General features: G+C 60.8%; 15 protein-coding genes. 5 read left to right on the top strand and 10 right to left on the bottom strand.

What is annotated here, in order from left to right; genetic code table 11:
• Nucleotides 1-39: 39 nt before the first annotated feature.
• From ACYVGC_RS07335 to ACYVGC_RS07315, 5 genes are all read right to left on the bottom strand, one after another.
• Nucleotides 40-261, bottom strand: coding sequence for a hypothetical protein (locus ACYVGC_RS07335; protein WP_460583162.1), 222 nt, complete (start codon nt 259-261; stop codon nt 40-42).
• 87 nt (nt 262-348) lie between these two features.
• A complete protein-coding gene (locus tag ACYVGC_RS07330) occupies nt 349-1,827 on the bottom strand; it encodes an MFS transporter (protein WP_460583161.1) in 1,479 nt (492 codons plus the stop codon).
• A gap of 101 nt (nt 1,828-1,928) precedes the next feature.
• The gene (locus tag ACYVGC_RS07325; protein ID WP_460583160.1) at nt 1,929-3,431 is read right to left on the bottom strand and encodes a hypothetical protein; all 1,503 of its coding nucleotides are present in this window, start codon (nt 3,429-3,431) and stop codon (nt 1,929-1,931) included.
• 439 nt (nt 3,432-3,870) lie between these two features.
• Nucleotides 3,871-5,130, bottom strand: coding sequence for an MFS transporter (locus tag ACYVGC_RS07320; protein ID WP_460583159.1), 1,260 nt, complete (start codon nt 5,128-5,130; stop codon nt 3,871-3,873).
• Between the two features lie 170 nt (nt 5,131-5,300).
• Nucleotides 5,301-5,723 (bottom strand): transposase, encoded by a 423-nt coding sequence (locus ACYVGC_RS07315; protein WP_460583158.1) that lies wholly within the window; start codon nt 5,721-5,723, stop codon nt 5,301-5,303.
• A 118-nt stretch (nt 5,724-5,841) separates the two neighbouring features.
• On the opposite strand from ACYVGC_RS07315, the gene ACYVGC_RS07310 reads away from it, so the two are divergent.
• Nucleotides 5,842-6,411: a hypothetical protein gene (locus ACYVGC_RS07310; protein ID WP_460583157.1), complete on the top strand. Its 570-nt coding sequence runs from the start codon at nt 5,842-5,844 to the stop codon at nt 6,409-6,411.
• 38 nt (nt 6,412-6,449) lie between these two features.
• Nucleotides 6,450-7,364, top strand: coding sequence for a flavin reductase family protein (locus ACYVGC_RS07305; protein WP_460583156.1), 915 nt, complete (start codon nt 6,450-6,452; stop codon nt 7,362-7,364).
• A gap of 93 nt (nt 7,365-7,457) precedes the next feature.
• Here ACYVGC_RS07305 and ACYVGC_RS07300 read toward each other — a convergent pair whose 3' ends face one another.
• From ACYVGC_RS07300 to lpxK, 5 genes are all read right to left on the bottom strand, one after another.
• A complete protein-coding gene (locus tag ACYVGC_RS07300) occupies nt 7,458-8,684 on the bottom strand; it encodes an alanine dehydrogenase (RefSeq protein ID WP_460583155.1) in 1,227 nt (408 codons plus the stop codon).
• A gap of 104 nt (nt 8,685-8,788) precedes the next feature.
• Nucleotides 8,789-9,220 (bottom strand): tRNA (adenosine(37)-N6)-threonylcarbamoyltransferase complex ATPase subunit type 1 TsaE, encoded by a 432-nt coding sequence (tsaE, locus tag ACYVGC_RS07295; protein WP_460583154.1) that lies wholly within the window; start codon nt 9,218-9,220, stop codon nt 8,789-8,791.
• A 21-nt stretch (nt 9,221-9,241) separates the two neighbouring features.
• A complete protein-coding gene (locus ACYVGC_RS07290; protein WP_460583153.1) occupies nt 9,242-9,844 on the bottom strand; it encodes a MiaE family protein in 603 nt (200 codons plus the stop codon).
• A 196-nt stretch (nt 9,845-10,040) separates the two neighbouring features.
• Entirely contained in the window at nt 10,041-12,092 is a 2,052-nt protein-coding gene (locus ACYVGC_RS07285; protein WP_460583152.1) for a putative porin, read from the bottom strand.
• A 56-nt stretch (nt 12,093-12,148) separates the two neighbouring features.
• Nucleotides 12,149-13,252: a tetraacyldisaccharide 4'-kinase gene (lpxK, locus tag ACYVGC_RS07280; RefSeq protein ID WP_460583151.1), complete on the bottom strand. Its 1,104-nt coding sequence runs from the start codon at nt 13,250-13,252 to the stop codon at nt 12,149-12,151.
• Between the two features lie 36 nt (nt 13,253-13,288).
• Here lpxK and ACYVGC_RS07275 point away from each other — a divergent pair, with 36 nt between their 5' ends.
• From ACYVGC_RS07275 to ACYVGC_RS07265, 3 genes are all read left to right on the top strand, one after another.
• Nucleotides 13,289-13,975 carry a uracil-DNA glycosylase family protein gene (locus ACYVGC_RS07275; RefSeq protein ID WP_460583150.1) on the top strand — a complete coding sequence of 229 codons (687 nt, stop codon included), beginning with the start codon at nt 13,289-13,291 and terminating at the stop codon, nt 13,973-13,975.
• Nucleotides 13,976-14,126: 151 nt separating this feature from the next.
• Complete coding sequence (locus tag ACYVGC_RS07270) at nt 14,127-15,248, top strand: Nif3-like dinuclear metal center hexameric protein (protein ID WP_460583149.1); 1,122 nt, start codon at nt 14,127-14,129, stop codon at nt 15,246-15,248.
• Nucleotides 15,238-16,011 carry a zinc ribbon domain-containing protein gene (locus ACYVGC_RS07265; protein ID WP_460583148.1) on the top strand — a complete coding sequence of 258 codons (774 nt, stop codon included), beginning with the start codon at nt 15,238-15,240 and terminating at the stop codon, nt 16,009-16,011. Before ACYVGC_RS07270 ends, ACYVGC_RS07265 begins: the two co-directional genes overlap by 11 nt.
• Nucleotides 16,012-16,192: the final 181 nt, after the last annotated feature.

Here is a 16,192-nt window from a genome sequence, read left to right as displayed (position 1 = left end):
TGCGTGGACGCCAGATGAGCATGACGTTCTTTTTGATTTCTATCGTTCTCCCCTGACCCGCACCAGCCAGCCGGTGATACCGATGAGCAGCAGCCACGTCAGCAGCACGTAGAGGTACAGCACCGGCACGCCGGCCACGCGGCCGTCGTGGTCGAACGCGGCTAGCAGTGGGTAGTTGAGCAGCACCGCAAATAGCCCCGCCACGAAGAGCAGGCGCTGGCCCCGCTGCTGGCCGCTGCTGGGAGGTGGAGTAGGTTTCATAGAGGCGCAATAGTAGCGGTCGCTGCTAAAATAAAAACCCGCCCGGCGGGCTGCCTGACGGGTTTTTTAGTGAAAATCAAGCAGTTATTAGCTGTCCATCAGTTTCACGTTGCGGGTGTCTTTCATAAGGGCCATGCCTACAATAAAGCAGATGAGGGCAATGACCACCGGGTACACGAGGCCGATAACGCTCTTGTGCTCGTTGGCAAACGTGCCGGCCGGCTGGGCAGCGGCCCACACGCCAATGGAGGTAGCCACCAGCGGCACAAAGCCGCCAAATATGCCATTACCAATGTGATAGGGCACCGAGAGCGAGGTGTAGCGCACGCTGGTTGGGAACAGCTCGACTAGGTAGGCGGCGATAGGGCCATACACCATCGTCACGAACACCACGAGGCAGAACACGAGCGCAATCATGGCCGGGATATTCGGGTTGAGGGCCTTCATGACGGCGGGAATGGCCTTGCCGGCGGCATCCACGGTGGCGGGCGTTACTTCACTGATGGGGCCAGCAAAGGCCTGGATGCCGTGGAAAAGCGGCATGGTGAACAGCGCCCCGCAAATCATACCCGTCATGATGATGCGCTTGCGCCCAATGCGGTCGGAGAGCGAGCCAAAGTATACGAACAGCGGCGTGGCCAGCAGCATCGACACCACCATGATGATGCTCGAATGCACGGTATCGAGCTTGAGCGTGGCATTCATGAAGGTGAAGGCCTGAAACTGACTGGTGTAGAAGATAACGCCTTGGCCCATAGTTACCCCAAAGAGGGCGATGAGCACCAGGCGGCGGTTCACGGGGTTCACAAACGAGTCACGCAGGGGGCTCTTGCTGGTGGTGCCGGTGGCCTTGGCCTTGGCAAATAGCGGCGACTCGTGCAGGCGCTTGCGGATGAAGTACGAGGCAATAACCAGGAATCCCGAGAGCAGGAACGGAATGCGCCAGCCCCACTCCTTGAAGGCCGGCTCGCCCATCAGCTTGCGGGTGATAAGGATGACGGTGATGCTGAGGATGAGGCCGCCGGTGGCCGTAATCTGGATGAAGCTGGTGTAGTAACCGCGCTGCTTATCAGGCGCATACTCAGCTACATACGTAGCCGCGCCGCCGTACTCGCCGCCCAGGGCCAGGCCCTGCAACAGGCGCAGTATCACCACGATAACCGGCGCCGCAATGCCAATGGAATCGTAGCTTGGTACAAGGCCCGTAATGAACGTGGCCCCTCCCATAATGAGCAGCGTGACCAGAAACGTGTACTTACGCCCAATCATGTCGCCGATGCGACCGAAGAACACGGCCCCAAACGGCCGCACCACGAAGCCGGCCCCAAAAATGGCCAGTGCCCCGAGCAACGACTTGGTAAGGTCGCCCGACTGCCCAAACAGCACCGGCCCGATGATGGCCGCCAGCGAGCCAAAAATGTAGAAGTCGTACCACTCGATAACCGTGCCCACCGACGAGGCCGTGATGACCTGCCAGATGGTTTTGGAATCGACTTGGTTGTTGTCGTGCGCGGCCGGCGCATCCACGGCCGCGTTGTAGCCGGTGGGGTTCAGGCTTTGTTCCATAAGAGTGTGGGGTGGGAAATATTTTAATGAAAAAATCAGTACTAGGCAATGGCTATCAAGTAATTAGCATCGCATAACGATTACTAACTGCCTGTTAACCATTACAAGTAAACCTGGGCTTGCAGCGTCACTTCGGGGCGGTACTTCACGCTGTTGACCGTGGCCTGGCCATTGTTGGCGGGCAGGAAGGTCTGGTCGCTGAAATCGGGGCGGGCACGGTAGTTGAGGGTCAGCTTGGCGTTGTGCCCGTCGAGGTAGAGGTTGAGGCCGGCGTCGTACACGTTCACGCCCTTAATGGTACCGTCGGGGTTGCGCAGGCCCTCCAGGTTGTTGTGCAGGTAGGCCACGTAGGGCTGGAGCTTGGCCTTGGGACCGAGCAGGTTTTTGGGCAGCAGCAGGCCCAGCTGCGCATACACGGTGTTGCCGGTGCCGATGAGCGGCAGGGCATTGCCGGCCAGCGTGGCGAGGCCGCTGCTCACGCCGGTGCCGGGGTTTATCACGCCGGCGTTGCGCACGTAGTTGGGGCCCATGTCGTAGTGGTAGTACACCCCGTAGAAGGTAACGGCCGTGTTGGAAGCCGTGTCGATGGGCGCATCGTAAAACACGTCGGCCCCGAAGAGCTTGATGTCGTGCGTCGTGAAATTGAGGGCGTAGGGGTCGGCCGGTAGCGTAGTAGGCAGGGCCGAGGGCCGCGAAAACATGCCATCGGCATTGTAGTGAAAGCCCGCGCCGATGTTGAATACCTTCTTGGTACCCAAGTAGGTACCAGTGGTAAAGGGCAGTAGGTTGGCTTCCTTATCCAGAAACTCGTAGCTGAAATACCCTTGGTAAATCTTGTTGGCGTTGCGCGGGTAGAAAGCGGCTACGTTGGTGCGCACGGTGGCCGGCGTGTTGGCCGAGCTGGGCGAAAAAGCATCGTCGATGGCCACCCGGTAGTCGAATTTACCGACGCGGCCCTTAGCATATGCGCCCAGGAAAAAGCCGAACTGGTCGGTCTGGTCGAGGGTCGGGAAGTTGACCACCGGAATATCATAAGCCAGCATGTTGGCCGTGCTGGCCGCCGTCATGCGCGAAATACCGGTCTGGTAGTTAAGGCCGGCCCCCAAGCTGAGGTACTTGTTGATGCGGTACTCGCCCACGGCTTCGTGAATGTAGAAGGGCGCGCGCTTGCCGGGGCCGTTGAGGTCGCCGGGCGTGCCGCCGCTCACGGCCGACTGGTTTTCCATGCCCATGTCCAGTATCATCAAGAACCGGGGGTTGAGCTGGGCCAGCGTAATGAGGCGGGCGCGACGGATGCTGAACGCCAGCTGGTCGCTCTTGGCAATGCCGTTGCGCAGGGTATTGCTGTTGTTTTCGTTGTACTGTGCCCAAAACTGCGCCCAGCCAATAAAGCGCAGGTACTTCGAGCCATCGGGCGACAGATTCACCTTCATGCCCGCGCCGTAGGGGACTGACTTGGCCGGGGCCACGGGCGTGGGCGGCGCAGCTGGGGCGGCCGGAGCCGGCGGCGTGCCCGTGGCAGGTGGCAATATTTGGCCGTAGGCCGAGCCGGCCCCGGCCAGCAGTAAGCCACTAAGTGCCAGGGCGAAGCAATTATTTCGCATAAAACGAAGGAGTGAGTGGTGGGAAAAAGAGCGCAATACCCCTGGCCCGGCAATCGCCGCCCCAGCTTGGCCCGGCTAAGTAGCAGCGCCGGGCGGCTGGTTGGTGTAGGTATGCAGTCGTTTTGCTAATTGACTATAGTTGCGGCTGTGCTACTCTTACCCCACTCTCATCCCTTTAAAGTACCACCTGCGTAGCCAACGCTAGCCCGGTGCTGGCAGCTACATCCTACTGCTTACCAATTTATTACACGAATTGAACGCCCCGCGCGGCTGCTAGCACATACATGGCCTGTTCCACCGCTAAAACGATAGCAAATGAGCAAACCTATACCAGTTTAGCAAGAAACCGCCTATTCTGGCTCCTGCCAGCAGCCACCAAAAAGGGGCAGCCCCACTTGGAGGCTGCCCCTGGGCAAACTATTCAGTAGTAGCACCTTGGCTACTCCACGTAATTGAGGTCCTTGCCGTAGGTTTCGGGCAAAGTGCTGGCGCTGAAGAAAGCCAGCACCAGCAGCACCGCGCCAATGATGCCCGCCGCGCCCACCATGCCGAACGACGGATTGGCCTTGAGCGCCTGAAACAGGGGCACGATAACCACCGTGGCCCCGCGGGCAAAATTGGGGGCCGTAGTAGCCACTGTGGAGCGGATGTTGGTGCCAAACTGCTCGGCTGATACCGTTACGAACAGCGCCCAGAACCCGCCCGCGTAGCCGATAAAGAAGCATACCGCGTAAAACGCCGTGGTGCTAGCCCCTTGCAAACCAAATAGATAGATACCCACCATCACCATAGTGGCCGCAATGAAGAATTGCAACGTACGGTTGCGGCTTTTGATAAGCTGACTGATGCCGCCGCTCGAAAAGTCGCCCAGCGTGAGCCCGAAGTAGCACCAAAAAATGCTGAGCCCGCCCGTCACCGGCGCCTGAATACCGAAGTGCTTGCCAAACTCGGGGGCCAGCGTGATGAGAATGCCCACCAAAAACCAGAACGGCGTGCCAATGAGCAAGCAGCGCAGGTACTTGTAAAAGCGCGGACCATTAGTGAAGAGACTCAGGAAGTTACCCCGGTCCACGTTCGTTTCCTTGGCTTGCTCAAACATGCCCGACTCAAACACACCAGCCCGCAGCGCCAGCAGCGCCAGGCCCAGCCCGCCGCCAATGAAGTAGGCGTTGCGCCAGCCAAACTGCTGGCCTACTAGGTAGGCAACCATGGCCCCGCTCACGCCGACCGAGGCCACAATCATGGTGCCGTAGCCACGCTTTTCCTTGGGCAGCGTTTCGGCTACCAGCGTGATGCCCGCACCCAGCTCGCCGGCCAGGCCCACGCCGGCAATCAGCCGCATCCAGGCGTACTGCTCAATGTTTTGCACGAAGCCGTTGGCAATATTGGCCAGCGAATACAGCAAAATGGAGCCAAACAGCACCGACAGGCGGCCTTTCTTATCGCCCAGCACGCCCCACAAAATGCCGCCCAGCAGCATGCCCCACATCTGCATGCTCAGCAGGTACAGGCCCTTATCGGTTACAGCCGAGGGCTCGGTTATCCCAATGCCATTCAGGCTCTTAACCCGGATGATGCTGAACAGCACCAAGTCGTAGATATCGACAAAATAGCCCAGCGCGGCCACCACAACGATGGCGCTGAACAAGCCCACCGGGGGCCGCTCGGAAGGTGGAATAAGGGAGGGGGCAGCTTTCATGGAGGGAGGGAAAAAGAGAACGAAAAGAACTAACTACCGCCAAAACCAGCCACTTAGCGGCCTACACCGCGCCAGCTTCAGCCCGGCTAATGTAGCGCCCGGCCCGGCGATGTGGCCCCGCCCGGCGGCGCGGCTGCTAAGCGGCTATAGCCGCCCCTGGCACGCCCAGGCTACCCGGCCCGAAAGCGCTCCCAGCGTATCATCATGTACTTGTCGCCGAGCTCTGTTACCACCAGACCGGCGCTTTTCAGGTTCTCGGGCTTCTGAAAAAAATCAGCTAACTCTTTTTGAGTCAGTATCTTATACGTGGGGTGGTAATCGGTCTGGCGCGGGGCTTTCACGCCGTATTTCTTCACCCAGTTCATTACCGATACGTGACTCACGCCGAGCAGGCGCTCGATTTCGCGGTAGCTCACGCCCTCGATGTAGAGCTGCAAGGCCTTCACCACGTAGTACGGGTTTACCTCGCGGCCCACCTTGGCCACGGTGTAGTGGTAGCCGCACGCCTTGCAGCGAAAGCGCTGACGCTCATTGATTACGCCGCTCTTGGTGGCTTCCTTGGAGTCGCATTTGGGGCAGGCGGGCGCAGACATGGCAGGGCGAAAGCAAAGCGGGTGGGAGGAGGTGGCGGGCTGGTGGCAAATGTATAGAAGTTTAGCAAGAAACAGTTGCCTTGCCAGCTTGGGCCCAGGCAATTACCTACTTTTGACCATGAGCAAGAAACGCGTGCGCGGCCTGCGCCGCCACTGGCGGCGGCATCAGCAACGGGCTACGGTACCAACGCCCCCCAATTTAGTCCACCTGGCAACCTATAAGTATGACTACGACCAGCTTGGCCTGGCTCCCTGGACGGTATATGGCCGGCCGCCAGTAGCGTTCCGACGCCTGTGGGCCACCCGGCTGCTCACCGATTTGCAGCAGTGGCGGGAGCAGCTTGTGCCACTCTATCCAGACCTGTACCTCGCTATTTGGTTGTATGATATCCGTTTCGGGTTGTCGCAGGTGGTGACGGCGATTGAGCGGATGAAAGCAGTTTATGAGAATCGTCTCCCCGAAGCCCAACCCGTTCCCTTACCCCTTGAATACCAGAGCTTACCCGGCGTAGCTGACCTAACCTGGACCGCCCACGCGGAAGTGGACGTATTCATGCCGGATGAGTTTGCCGAGTTGGGTAACTGGGGCTCGCGCCGGAACCACTGGCTAGCCAAAACTACCGATGGTGACGACTGCATGGTGGTGCAAGCGGGCTGGGTGTGGGTCGGCCGGGTGCCCACCACCTAGGCGCCGGCCGTAGCTTTGACCCACCCAAACTCGACTCTATGCCTGCCCCCACTTCCCGCGCCGTCTCCCCTACCGACCTTTCGCCCGCCGATTTTTACCAGTACCTCATTGGCGCAGTGGCCCCGCGGCCCATCGCGTTTGCCAGCACTATTTCGGCCGAGGGCAAAGTGAACCTGAGCCCGTACAGCTTCTTCACCATCGTGAGCCAAAACCCACCCATGCTGGCGTTTTCGCCCACCAGCCGGGGCCGCGACAACTCCGAAAAAGACACCCTGCGCAACGTGCGCGAGGTGCCCGAGGTCGTCATCAACATCTGTGATTACGCGCTAGTGGAGCAGCTTTCGCTGGCCAGCGCCGAGTACCCAGCCGGCGTCAACGAGTTTGCCAAGGCCGGCCTCACCGAGGCTAAGTCCAACCAGGTGCGGCCGCCGCGCGTGGCCGAGTGCCCGGCCGCCTTCGAGTGCGTAGTGGAACAGATTATCGCGCTCGGCGATGGGCCCGGCCACGGCAACCTGGTGCTGTGCCGCGTGGTGCAGGCCCATTTCCGGGAGGATATTCTGCTCGAAGGCAAGCCCGGCATCGACCCGCTCAAGTTCGAGGCCGTGTCGCGCCTGGGCGGCGACTGGTACAGCCGCCTGCGCCCCGAGAACCTCTTCACCGTGGGCCGCCCCAACCGCCACCTGGGCATCGGGTTCGACGAACTGCCCGCCCACATCCGCGAAAGCAACGTCTTGACCGGCAACGACCTGGCCAAGCTCGCCAATGTGGAGCGCGCCGCCCTGCCCACCCCCGCCCAAGTCGAGGAAATCAAAACCGAGCCGATGGTGGCTTACCTGCTCAACAAGCACCGCGATGATGCCGCCGAGCAGCAACAGCAACTTACGCTGCTGGCCCGCCAGTGGCTGGAAGAAGGCCGTGTGGCCGAGGCCTGGCGCGTGCTGCTGGTTAGTTAACTTTCGCACCGAGTTAACGGAGGAAAAGGGAGTTTCACAGAGAAAATACCTCTGTGAAACTCCCTTTTCCTCCGTTAACTCGGTGCGAAAAATCTAATTCCGCACCGCAATCAGCAGCCCCAGCTCCTTGTAGCGCATGTTGAATTTCTTGGCAATGGCCGCATTCGTGAGCGAGCCTTTATAGATATACACGCCGCTGCGGAAGTGCTCATTCGTGAACAGCGCTTCGTTGATACCGCCCTGCTGGCTAATGTCTTGCAAGATGGGCGTGAAGATGTTGCTGAGCGCGTTGGTAGCGGTGCGGGGCACGCGCGAAGCGATGTTGGGCACGCAGTAGTGCACCACGTCGTACTTGCGAAACACGGGCTTGCTGTGCGTAGTCAGCTCACTGGTTTCGAAGCAGCCGCCCTGGTCGATGCTGATATCGATGATGATGGAGCCGGCCGCCATGCTGGCCACCATCTGCTCGGGCACCATGAACGGGATGCGCCCTTCCTCCACGGCCAGCGCGCCGATTACCACGTCGGCCCGCCGAATCTGCTGGCTCAGGGCAAACGTGTCGAGGGTGCTGGTGTAGAGCTGCGCGCCCAGGTTGTGCTTGAGGCGGCGCAGTTTATAAAGGTGATTATCAAATACTTTCACTTCGGCCCCCAGGCCCAGCGCAGCGCGGGCGGCGTACTCGGCCACCGTGCCCGCCCCCAGAATGACGACCTGCGACGGCGGCACGCCCGTGATGCCACCCAGAATAATACCCTTGCCCTCGTTGGAGCGGGCCAGGTACTCGGCCGCTACCAGCATCACGGTGGAGCCCGCGATTTCGCTCATGGCGCGCACCACTGGGCGGGCGCCGCTGGGGTCCTTTATCAGCTCGAAGCCGATGGCATTCACCTTTTTACGGGCTAGAGCATTGATGAACTCAGGCGTCATAGTACCCATTTGCAGGGCCGAGATGAGCGTTTGGCCGGGGCGCATCAGCTCGATTTCGTCCATCGTGGGCGGGGCCACTTTCAGGATGATGTCGGCCTTGTACACCTCCTCGGTGGAGTAGGCGATGGTGGCGCCGGCCTCCGAGTAGTCGTGGTCGGAGTACTTGCTGGGCTCGCCGGCCCCGCTTTCCAGCATCACTTCGTGGCCCTCGGTTACGAGGTGTAGCACGGCTTCGGGCGTGAGGCCCAGCCGGTTTTCCTGAAGCGACGTTTCCTTGGGCAGGCCGATGAAAAGCTTGCGCTTGCGCGTTTCCACGGCCAGCATCGACTCCTGGGTGAAGTAGGCGCGGCTCGTAGCCAGCGCGCCAAAGCCGGGGGGTAGCTGTTCGGCCATAAACTTTGTCAGTTATCAGTTATCAATGAACAGTTAGCAGTAGGGAGCGGCTTAATGCCCATGCCCAGCTGCTGCCTACTCGCTCACCAACCAATTGATACGTATTAATTGATAGTTGTTAATTGAATTCCTCTTGATTCTGAGCCAGTTACGGTCAGCTCCACCAGCAGTCGCTGCGGGGGCAGCAGGCCGGCCACGCGGGCGGGCCACTCGACTAAGCAAAGATACCCCGAATCGAAGTACTCAGCTACTCCCATTCGGGTGGCTTCGTCTTCCGAATCGATGCGGTAAAAATCGAAGTGGTAAATGGGCTGGCCCCGGCCATCGCGGTACTCGTTGACCAAGGCGAAGGTGGGGCTGCTCACGTCGTCCTCCACCCCCAGCGCGGCGCACAGCGCCCGGATAAGCGTGGTTTTGCCTGCCCCCATCTCGCCCTCAAAAGCCACCAGCGTCTGGCCCGATTCGGTAATGGCGGTAGCCAGCTGTTGCGCCACGGTGGGCAGGGCCGCCAGACCAGGAATTTCGAGCTCTAACATAAATAACAGCGAATTAGACAGTTAGTGCATCCGGTCGTTGCGCACGGGCAGGTTCACCACGATTTCGCCTTCCAAGAGCAGTAGTTCTTGCAGGCGGGCGTCTACGGTGGCGTGGTCACAGTACTCCTTGGCCAGGTCCACGTAGCTCACGAAGTGGCCGGCCTCGCTGGCCATCAGCTCGTAGTAAAACTGGCTGAGCTCGGGGTCGCGGTCTTGCAGGTGCAGCCACAGCAGCTTGAAGCGCTCGCAGGAGCGTGCCTCTATCAGCGACGACACCAGCAGCTGGTCCATGAGCTGTCGCTCGCGGGGGCCGCCCTTGCGCACGTGGGCCATGAGCTGCACCACGTACTCGTCGCGCCGGGGGCGGCCCAGGGCCAACCCACGCTTGCGCAGCTCTTTTACCACCCGGTCGAAGTGCTCCCACTCCTCGGCTACCAGGGCCGTTAACTCATCTACTAAGCGCTCTTTTTCGGGGTAATGCACGATGAGCGAGATGCCGGTACTGGCGGCTTTTTGCTCACAATAGGCGTGGTCCACCAAAATTTCTTCGAGGTTCTTGCTAGCCAGGTCCGCCCAGCGCGGGTCGGAGTTGAGCTTAAGCTTAAGGATGGTTTTCTCTTTCATAAATCGCAGATTTAAACAGATTGCGCAGCTTGCGCTGATTCGGATGTCATCAGACAATTAATTAGGTACGTAACGAGCGGATTACACAGGAAAGAAGATAACATGCTATTAACTAGAATTTTACAGACCTAACCCAGCTGCGCAGTAAAGCGCCGTTCGAATCAGCGGAATCCGCGCAATCTGTCTAAATCTGCGATTAGCTGAAGAAGCGCCACCGCACGCCAAACTGGAAGCGGCGGCCGTAGCCCGTGTAGTAGGGCGTAGTGAAGTAGCCGTCGCGGCCCAGGCCCTGGTTGAGGTACGCCACTTTCAGGAAGATGGAGGCTGAGCTGATATCGGCGGCCACGAAGGCATTGGCCACCGCGTAGTTGCCAATCGTGAAGCCATCCTGCACGTAAAACTGCTGGGTGCTGGGGGCGTAATCGTAGGCCCGAAACTTCGACTGGTAGTAGAGTTCGGCCCCCACCTGCGCAAACAGCGCCCGGCCAAACACCCGCCGCTGGTAATACACCCGCGACTCGGTCACGAGCGACGGAATGCGCAAACCCGCACCGTCGCCGCCCTGCGTGTAGGTGCCCTGGTTGTCGAAATACACGCTGCCGACCCGGAAGCGATGGCGCGCAAAACCAATGAGCAGCAGCTTATTTGTAGTGCTGGAAAGCTGCTCCGGCACGCCCTGCTGGTTGTAGAACACGAGCCCCGCAATGCGCGCGCCCGCCCCGCTCAGCTCAATGGAGTGGTCGGCGAGCAGCGGCAGGCGCTGCTTGAGGCGCACCGTAAGCTGCTGGGTGGTAGTGTTGCTGAAACTGCTTTTCCACTCCTGCCCGTTGCTGTCGGCGAGGTTGCTCCAGGCGTAGTTGTTGCCGTTGAACACCCGCTGCGTGAGCGTGGGCGAATACGAGTTCAGCAGCAGCTCGGCCGAAAGCGGGCCGGTGCGAATGCGGCCGCGCAGCCAGTATTCGGCGCTCACGCCTAGCACTTTCACCGTGCCATTATCGTAGGGCAAGTACTCGCCGGCCACCTCCACGGCGTAGATGCTGCGGTAGTTGAACGAGGCCGTGCCGCCCACAAACAGCTGCCCGAAGTAATGCGCCGCCACCGCCGTATCGGCCGGGGCACTGCCCACCGACACCAGCCGCAGTCCCGCGCCCGAGCGCCCGAGCGGCGTGGTGAGCTGCGAAAACCAGGCGTTGCGGTAGCGCCCATATATATTATACTCAATGCGGGCAGTGCGCCCCAGCAAGCCAAACGTATTCTCAATTTGGCGGTACAGCGCACGGTCGTCGGTGGCCACGGTATTGCGCAGCGTACCCGTATTGGGAAAAGAGCTGGCGCGCGGATAAAACAGCAGCAAGCCCGTGTTTTGCTCGCGAGGTAACGCGTTGTCGGTGTAGCCGTTGTACTGCCGCCGGGCGTCGAATACGTGGTAGGCCGTGAAGCCCTTTTGCAGCAGCCGGTAGGTTTGCAACAGGTGAAACTGGTCGCGGTCGTCGATGTTGACGCCCGGCGAGAGGTACACCCGCTCGCGGTCGTATTTGAAGAAGCTGTTATCCCCCTTCAGTTCGGTTAGGCTTTCGGTAGCGGTGGGCCAGATGCCGCCTAGCTCGCGGGTGCGCTGCCGGCTGGCCGTGTAGTTGGCCAAAATGTGGTAGCGGCCATCGTCATTCTGGTAGCGGCCGTACACCGTGAAGTTGTTGTGCTCGGTCTGCCACTGGGTGGTGTTCACGGCCAACACCTGGTTGCCAGCAATGCGCTCATAATCAATGCCAATGCTGAAATTCTTCTTCAGCGAGCGCGAGTAGTTGATTTCAAATACCTGCTCGCCCGACGAGCCCTGCACGTAGCGAAAAAACGAGTAGGGCGAGCGGCTGTCGTAGTATGGCACCTCGCTGCCCTCGCGGGTATTGCGGTCGAACGCGTTGCGCCCGAAGCGCGTACCCAACTGGTAGTTAGGCTGATAGAGCAGCGGCCGCGACGCCGACGCCATGATACCCAGGTCTTGCTGAAACGTGGTATCGTGGGCCCAGAACCGCGCCTGCGGCCAGTGCGTGAGCGCCGTATCGATGGGCGTGCCGCTCACCGAGTCGCGCAGTATCTCGGCCTCGTAGATGACGCGGGTGGTTTTGGGGCCGTAGAGCACCTTAGTCGAGTCATCGACAATCTGCGCGTGGCCGGCCAGAGTGCCGCCCAGCAGCAGCGTCAGCAGGAAAAAAAGCCGGCGGGCCGCCGCGTGTGTAGAAGAAACCATGCAGGATAAAAACACTCATTTTGAAAAGGGCGGACCCTTTTCATCTCTTAAAGGTACTAGCGCCCGGCCGGCCCGGTAGCCGCCGCCACCGCCGCAGCCAGCTGCGCTGCCCCGCTTCCCAGCAACGCCACGCGCACCGGAATGGTATAGGTGTGGCGGGCCAGGGCCGGCTGCCCGGCCCACAGCGCCGGGTCGGCCAGGCGGGTAGCGTCCTTTTCGGTGGTAAAAATAGGCCAGCCCGGCTGCCAGTGTGCCGCCAGTGCCGCCAGGTCGCCGGGCCGGAAGGCGTGGTGGTCGGGCCACTGCGCATGGTACTTTATGGTGTAGCCCTGGCCCTCCAGGTATTCGCGCAGCGGGCTGGGCTGGGCAATTCCTGTCAGCAGCAGCGCCGGGCTTGGCGCGGGCAATACTATTGGGGTATTTGCTAAAGTATTATCATCCAACAAATTATCCACCTTTAAAATTTCCGCCTCCCCATACGCATAAGCCGAGAACAGCACAGGCACCTCGGCCTGAGCATAGCGCCGCACCTGCACCTCGGCGGCGGCCTGGGCTTCGGCCGACAAGTCGGGCGGGCATTTGGTGACGATAACCACGTCGGCGCGGGCGGCCCCGGCGCGGGCTTCGCGCAGACGGCCGGCGGGCAACACAAAATCGTGGTAGAAAGGCCGGGCCAGCTCAGTGAGCAGGATGTTGAGGGCGGGGCGCACGCGTCGGTGCTGGTAGGCATCGTCCAGCACCACGCACGTGAGGGCGGGGTGCTGCTGGCGCAGTAAATCGAGGCCCAGCTGGCGGTTTTCAGCTACGGCCACTGGCACGCCCAGCGGGTTAAACTGCTCGAAATACTGCCACGGCTCGTCGCCCACGGTGGCCGCCGAATCGGCGGACGTGGCCAGGCGCGGGCCGGTGGTTTGGCGGCCGTAGCCCCGGCTCAGGATGGCCGGGCGCTGGCCTTGGCGCAGCAGCTCCTCAATGAGCCAGGCTACGTGGGGCGTTTTGCCGGTGCCGCCCACCCGCAGGTTGCCCACGCCCAGCAGCGGCACCCAGCCGGCGGCCGATTTTTTCCAGCCGCGGTCATAAAGCCAGTTGCGCACCGCCAGCACAGCGGCGTAGAGCCACGAAAACGGGAGCAGCAGCCAGGCCGGCCAGGGAGGAAGCATCCGGCAAAGGTCGGCCGCGGCCCCCACCTTTGCGCCATGCCCCACTTTCCTGCCCGCCTCCTTCAGGTGCTTTCCACGTTTCCGCTGCCCAACGCGCCACTGCCGGGCGCGGTCGAAGTGCGCAACGCCTTTCACGACCCGGCCGTGCGCACCATCCTCAACGAATTCGCTAACCGCTATTACTCAGGCAGTAATCAACGGGTGGGCGTCTTCGGCATCAACCCCGGCCGCTTCGGCGGGGGCCGCACCGGCGTGGCCTTCACCGACCCGGTGGCGCTCACCAGCATCTGCGGCATTGCCCACAGCCTACCCAAGCAGCGCCGCGAGTTGTCGAGCGAGTTCGTGTATGAATTTATTGCGGCGCTGGGCGGCCCTGCCGAGTTCTACCAGCATTTCTTCCTCAGCTCGGTGTACCCGCTGGAGCTCACGCACGCCGGCAAAAACTACAACTACTACGACGCGCCAGCCCTCACCAAAGCCCTGTGGGCCGACATGCGCCTCTCCCTAACCGAGCAAGTCGAGCAACTCGACCTGCGCCGCGACGTGGCCGTGAGCCTGGGCCGCCGCAACGGCGAGTTCCTGCGCAAGCTCAACGACGAGCTGGGCCTCTTCGACCGCCTCGAAATATTGGACCACCCGCGCTACCTCATGCAATACCGCCGCAAGGCGTTGGCCGAAAATGTGGCCAAGTACGTGGAGGTGCTGGGCGGGCTTATCAGTTAGTAATTGACGCCATTTAAGAGAAAAAGAACGTCATGCTGAACGCAGTGAAGCATCTCTACCGCTTCGTTGAGTAGCTCGGGTGAAGTGATGGAGATGCTTCACTGCGTTCAGCATGACGTTCTATATTGACTTTCCTACCCCTGATTACTAAATGATAACTGTAAAAGACCTCGCCCGGCTCATCGAAGCCGCCGCGCCCCTCGCCTACCAGGAAAGCTATGACAATGCCGGCCTGCAATGCGGCCTGCCCGAAGCCGAAATAACCGGCGTGCTCATCGCCCTCGACTGCACGCCCGCCGTGGTAGCCGAAGCCGCCCGGCGCGGCTGCAACGTGGTGCTATGCCACCACCCGGTCATTTTCAAACCCCTCAAGCGTCTCACAGGCAAGGGATTGGTAGAGCAAACGATTATGGCCGCCCTCAAAGCCGATGTGGCCATCTACGCCGCCCACACCAACCTCGACAACGTGCGCCAAGGTGTGAATGCCAAACTGGCCGAGAAGCTGGGCCTCGTGAATACTCGCATTCTAGCACCCAAAACCGGCACCCTGGCCCGCCTCACTACCTACGTGCCCAACCGGCCCGAGGACCAGGATAATCAGCTTGCCACCAAGGTATTACAAGCCCTGTATGCCGCCGGCGCGGGCCAGGTGGGCGACTATACCGAATGCAGCTTCCGAGCAACCGGCCTGGGCACATTTACGCCGGGCGCGGGCACCCGGCCCGCCATCGGCGCCGCTCACCAGCCCGAAACCGTGGCCGAAACCCGCCTCGATGTGTTGCTGCCGCTGCACCGGCAGGCAGCCGTGCTGGCCGCGCTGCGCCAGGCGCACCCCTACGAAGAAGTTGCCTATGAGCTGGTTATCCTCGAAAACCAGCACCAGGATGTGGGCGCGGGCATGGTGGGCGAGCTGCCCGAAGCCCTCAGCCCGGCCGCCTTCCGCCAGCTGCTCAAAACGACGCTGGGCGTGCCCGTGGTGCGCCACACGGCTTTTGAGCAGGACATTAAGAAAGTGGCGATGTGCGGTGGCGCGGGCAGCTTTCTCACCGGCGCGGCCGTGGCCGCCGGCGCCGATGCCTACGTGACGGGCGACGTGAAATACCACGAGTTTTTTGCGCCCGAGGGCCGGCTGTTGCTCTGCGACGTGGGCCACTTTGAGAGCGAGCAATTTACGGGTGAGATTTTCCGAGATTTGCTGCTGGCGGCGTTCGGTCGTACTTTTGCGGTCTTATTCGCTGAAACCCCCACGAATCCCGTTCAGTATGACTGCTAATTCTGCCGCCGTGGCAAATCCGGCCGACGCGCCCATTTCCGCCAAGCTTGAGGCTTTGCTCAACCTGCAACGCATTGATTCACAACTAGATGAAATTCGTCGCGTGCGCGGCGACCTGCCCGAGGAAGTGCGCGACCTCGAAGACGAAATCGCCGGCTACGAAGCCCGCGTGAAGCGTTTTGACGAAGAAATCGGCGGCCTGCAAGACCAAATCAAGCAGCGCAAAGCCGCTACCAAAGAGGCCGAAGGCCTCATCAAGCGCTACGAAGAGCAGCAAACCAACGTGCGCAACAACCGCGAGTACGAGGCAATTGCCAAGGAAGTGGAGCTGCAGCGCCTCGAAATTCAGATTTCGGACAAGAAAATCAAGGAGGCTCAATACCTCATCGACCAGCGCAACATCGAAGCTAACGTGACGCGCCTGCGCCTCGACGAGCGCCGCAAGGACCTGGACACCAAGAAGAGCGAGCTCGACACCATCGTGGCCGAGAACGAAGCCGAAGAGAAAGAGTTAGTAAAGGAGCGCGAAAGCGCCATTGTGCCGGTGGAAGCCCGCCTGCTGACGGCCTACGACCGCATCCGGGGCAACATGCGCAACCGCCTGGCGGTGGTGCTGGTGCGCCGCGACGCCTGCGGTGGCTGCTTCAACACGGTGCCCCCCCAGCGCCAGGCCGACATTATTTCGCACAAGAAAATCATCGTGTGCGAGCACTGCGGCCGTATTTTGGCCGACGTGGAAGGCCGTGCGGCGGTGAACGCTTAATTCCGTTTGGTTTTTGAATTTAGGAAAAGGAACGGCCTCGGTCGTTCCTTTTTTTATAGCTTTTGATTTCGTGCTGGAAGTTACCGCAGAGATGCGCAGAGGAATTCGCCGAGGTACGCTGAGTGCGGTAGTGGGACTGCTGGCCACCGCGGCGGCCCTCGGCACTTCCCTGCGCGCACCT

It is taken from the genome of Hymenobacter arcticus (genome assembly GCF_054779975.1).
The sequence above is the reverse complement of the archived record's forward strand: the minus strand, read 5'-3'. Positions and strand labels throughout refer to the sequence as shown.